This is a genomic window from Streptococcus suis YS161 (assembly GCF_002760245.1).
In the GTDB taxonomy this organism is placed as follows: Bacteria; Bacillota; Bacilli; order Lactobacillales; family Streptococcaceae; genus Streptococcus; species Streptococcus suis_I.
The window spans coordinates 1-3,846 of the sequence record NZ_ASCA01000097.1; the positions used below are offsets into that span (position 1 = coordinate 1).

7 protein-coding genes are annotated in these 3,846 nt (G+C 41.6%); all 7 read right to left on the minus strand.

Annotated features, from left to right (window positions below):
* On the minus strand, positions 1 to 589 hold a 589-nt coding region (locus tag SST111_RS11850), incomplete at its 3' end, for a type IV secretory system conjugative DNA transfer family protein (RefSeq protein WP_142350769.1).
* The gene (locus SST111_RS11855; protein WP_099811591.1) at positions 589 to 1,077 is read right to left on the minus strand and encodes a hypothetical protein; all 489 of its coding nucleotides are present in this window, start codon (positions 1,075 to 1,077) and stop codon (positions 589 to 591) included. The genes SST111_RS11850 and SST111_RS11855, both read right to left, overlap by 1 nt.
* Before the next feature lie 76 nt (positions 1,078 to 1,153).
* Positions 1,154 to 1,738 carry a CPBP family intramembrane glutamic endopeptidase gene (locus tag SST111_RS11860; RefSeq protein ID WP_099811582.1) on the minus strand — a complete coding sequence of 195 codons (585 nt, stop codon included), beginning with the start codon at positions 1,736 to 1,738 and terminating at the stop codon, positions 1,154 to 1,156.
* Positions 1,739 to 1,740: 2 nt separating this feature from the next.
* The gene (locus SST111_RS11865) at positions 1,741 to 1,974 is read right to left on the minus strand and encodes a hypothetical protein (RefSeq protein ID WP_003065178.1); all 234 of its coding nucleotides are present in this window, start codon (positions 1,972 to 1,974) and stop codon (positions 1,741 to 1,743) included.
* Between the two features lie 8 nt (positions 1,975 to 1,982).
* Complete coding sequence (locus tag SST111_RS11870; protein ID WP_099811584.1) at positions 1,983 to 2,366, minus strand: hypothetical protein; 384 nt, start codon at positions 2,364 to 2,366, stop codon at positions 1,983 to 1,985.
* 10 nt (positions 2,367 to 2,376) lie between these two features.
* Entirely contained in the window at positions 2,377 to 2,805 is a 429-nt protein-coding gene (locus tag SST111_RS11875; protein WP_099811586.1) for a hypothetical protein, read from the minus strand.
* Positions 2,789 to 3,846 (minus strand): DNA (cytosine-5-)-methyltransferase (gene dcm / locus SST111_RS11880; RefSeq protein WP_099811589.1); only part of this gene is annotated, 1,058 nt, incomplete at its 5' end. The genes dcm and SST111_RS11875, both read right to left, overlap by 17 nt.

Consider the following 3,846-nt stretch of genomic DNA (forward strand, 5'->3'; position numbering starts at 1 on the left):
GATCTAAAACCTTGACCTGATAACCGTTTTCTAAAAAGAGTTTTCCTGTCTTCTCAGCCAAATGGTCTTTAGGATCTACGACAATATTGGAACAGTTAAGTTGGATAAGGTTGGGTTTCACAAAGCGAAAGGTCTTACCTGCCCCCGAACCCCCAATGACAATCAAGTTTTTATTTCGGTCAAACTGGGGCTTCTTCTTTTCCAACAAGGTTAGACGAACATCACGAGCCAAAATCGTGTCATTAAAAGGATTCTTACTGTAAAAGAACCGCTTTTCCTTACTGGTTCCAAATCGGGCAGAACCGTATTCTTCTCCTTCCCGATAGACCTTCTGACCAGTTGATAGGTAGAGATAGACCAGGGTCATAGAAAGAAAACCAAGGACAAAGGCAAGAAGGGATCTTCTAGTAAAGCTAAATAACCATAAAGGGGTTAGGACTTGATTTGACCCCTCTCCTAAGAGATAGGCCAATCGTTCCATAGGTGGAGCATTGGTTAAACTATCATAGAGTAGGGTTAGGCGGTGACAGAAATAGCCAAAGGCAAGTCCCAAGAATCCAAAGACTAATGCTTTTCGTTTGGAATACATTACAAGGTCACCTCCTTGGTCTTGACTGCCGAAGGTTCTGTCACTCTAATTTTCTCTTTGGCCAGTTCTATCTCTTGATCCAAGGTTTTATCATAGGTTAAACCTTCTAACTTTTCTGGGTTAGACACCAGTTTCTTCAACAATTCATCTAAGTGATGATCAAGCAAGGTCTTATCCTTGGCATAAAAGTAGAGATAGTCTTTTTGCCAACTAATTGCGATCGGCAGTTTTTCTGACTCCATCAACTCCTTGAATTTCTCAACATCAATTGGCTTATCTAGGACGTCTTTACTAACATCTATCGCTTCAATGGCGTAAGGGCTTTGAAGGAGTTCTTCCAGTTTTTGAACGCCAATCTTATAAGCTGAATCTTGGGCTAAGGCTTGCCTAGCCGACCATTCTAAGAGTTTTAAGAGGGTTCTGACTGTTAATAAACTACTTCTTTCCACGTATTGCATCGCTTGACGTTCTTGTTGTTCAGATGACATGGTGACCTCCTCTTCTTTGGATTCCCTATCAAACATAAGGTGCTTCCATAATACGGAAGCACTCTTGATTTTGGTATCACAAGAAAGTTAAGACATAAACCAAACTATTCCAAAGCAAATGTAAGGCGATTGCCGTCATACAATCTGTTTTCAAACGAACAACAGCCACGGTCAAGCCAAGACAGCAATACATGAGCCAACTCCCTAATTGATTTGGTCCATGGGCTAGAGCAAAGAGAAAACTGGTCACTCCTATTTGTACAAAAGGGAATGTCAATTTTTCCCACAGCAACTGCCTATAAACAATCTCTTCAAGGACACTTACATTGACCAGGAACATTAAAAAGATAACATGAGGTACTTGCTTTCCAACTTCTACCAATACCGCTTGATTCCTAGTCTGAACTGGAAATAGAAAACTGATGAAGGCTGCAAAAGCAACCATAGCCACAAAGCCAAGAAGCAACCATCTTAGGCGATTTTGTAAGGTCATATTTTTTGCTTGAACAGTTTTATGACGGGCAATCTCAAAGCAAGTCACACATAATAGGACCAATTGTAGCAAGACTATACCCTCTATTGTCAGATACTCTTTCAGGTATAAACTCACAAGAAAACAGTTAAGCTGTATGGCTAGATAAAACAACACTATCCTTATCATTGTCACCTCTTGAATAAATCTTCATAATCAATATCTAAGACTAGAACGATTCGCTCAACCCATCTTGTCTGTGGCATTAGACGATTGGATTTGTAATGCCGTAATTTTTGATAGAGGCGATTAAACTCACTGGGATAGACATATTGACCTTTGAATACTTTGCGAGCTAGTTCTGCCCAAGTGAGGCCTTTTTCGGCCAGAATGATTTCTAAATTGTCCCAAAATCGTTCATTCATCTGCACACCTACCCTGTCACTTGTTTCATCAAGCTGGCCTGAAACAGTTCTTCTTTTACCTGTCTGGGAAGAAAGGTTCGCACTTCATCTACCCCAACAGCTGGATAGACATGATTTTGGCAGACAATGAGAGGCAGACGAAGGTTTTGGTCTGGTTTTTGGAGAATAAGCTGAATCATCTCATTCAAACTTATCGAATATTGACGCTTAAACCGAAGAAATCGTGGCGACAACAACTCAAAGCAATCCGTGGTTTTGGCAAAGAGTGACAGTAAGATTTCACGGTTTACATCACATGCTTTTGTACAACGATAAGCCACACCATAGGTCGTCAAAATGGTTAGTAAGTTTTGATTCGTATTGGCATTATTTCCTAGATATACCTCAAGCATAGGCTCCTCCTTATAGGTTTAGGCTATTTTCAACCGTTTGTACAAGAGTTGAGAAATAGCGACTCATGTCAATAGGCATCCGTCCTTCACCGAAGCACTTAACAGTTATCAATGTTGTCAGTATGCCATCTTTGCCTTCTGCAGTATAGTGTTGACCAAAGGCACGAAAAGCCAGATGATTGTCTTTTGTCAATAGTGTATCTACACCATTTTTAATATCCCTAGTTTCCAAAAAATCCGAAATCCGATGAAGATTGGATTCGTAGAATAGGGGATCATTCATCTCTTTGTGGTAATCATCTTCAAAAGTCACCTCAAAGTCACAATCAAAATTGGGGAGCGACAGTATCTTTTGTAGTAGCTGATTGGTTTCAACTTGGTGAATACGTTCCTCTAATTCGGTACACTCTAGGATACTTTTCTTATGTAGTAGGTTCATGTTTTTCTTCCTCTTCTATTCTTCTAAATTCTCTCGCAATGGCTTCAATAACCGTCACCGTTACACTATTTCCTGCCTGTTTGTATAGTTGGCTCTTACTGGAAACACTTTCTGCTTTGTCAAAAGCCCAATCAGGAAAGCCTTGAAGTCTGAAACACTCTCTTGGTGTCAATCGTCTTATTCTCAGGCGATAGAGTTTTCCGTCTAAGACAATCCCTGTGACTTCATACCACTTATCCTGTCGATATTCCAGAGCAGCAACTACCACTCCCATATTGTCTGAAGTCGTCAGGGTATTGGATATTCCCTTTCCCACTCGTCCCCTACGTTTGGTTGAGTCTGGATAAGCCAGATTGACTGAATCTCCAAGAGTGGCCTTTGCGTATCCTCTTTTTGTGGCTTCCTTGATTTTCAGAAATGGCAGCTCCTCCCTCAGCAAAATCTTTGGAACCTTATCTCCACCCTGCATGGTGGTCAAGGTCGGTGACAAGCCAGCAATGTCAAATACTCTTCCAGTCTGGTCAAAGCTAGTCGGCAGATTTCCTGCGACGACAACACCATGTCTATCTTGACTAGTCAAAGTAAACATAGGGTCTTGATTATCCTTAAATCGACGCCCATGTTGCCGTTTTTCTAGTCTATCTGGTGTTAGGACTGGAATGGCGATTTTAGCCCCCTCTCCTTTACCCCTCGTTAGTGTAGGAGCAAGTCCACTCGTCAGATAGACTTCACCATTCAAACCACGTTTAGAGGGATTGATATTTCCTAGCCTTTCAAGATGAGCTGGGCTGTCTTCTCTTCTGAGAGGAAATAGGAATCTGGAACGGTATCTTCTAGAATGTCCGATAATAAAGACCCGTTCTCTGTTTTGCGGGACTTGGAAGTCCTTACTGTTAAGCACCTGCCATTCGACATCATACCCCAATTCATCCAGCGTGGAGAGGATTGTGGAGAACGTCCGTCCCTTGTCGTGATTGAGTAGGCCTTTGACGTTTTCCAAAAATAGAAAACGTGGTTGGATTTGTTTGGCCGCTCGAGCAA

Bases quoted from the DNA above. Each gene is read 5' to 3' on its own strand.
- SST111_RS11855 (WP_099811591.1), bottom strand. From the start codon at position 1,077: ATGTCATCTGAACAACAAGAACGTCAAGCGATGCAATACGTGGAAAGA.
- SST111_RS11860 (WP_099811582.1), bottom strand. From the start codon at position 1,738: ATGATAAGGATAGTGTTGTTTTATCTAGCCATACAGCTTAACTGTTTT.
- SST111_RS11865 (WP_003065178.1), bottom strand. From the start codon at position 1,974: ATGAATGAACGATTTTGGGACAATTTAGAAATCATTCTGGCCGAAAAA.
- SST111_RS11870 (WP_099811584.1), bottom strand. From the start codon at position 2,366: ATGCTTGAGGTATATCTAGGAAATAATGCCAATACGAATCAAAACTTA.
- SST111_RS11875 (WP_099811586.1), bottom strand. From the start codon at position 2,805: ATGAACCTACTACATAAGAAAAGTATCCTAGAGTGTACCGAATTAGAG.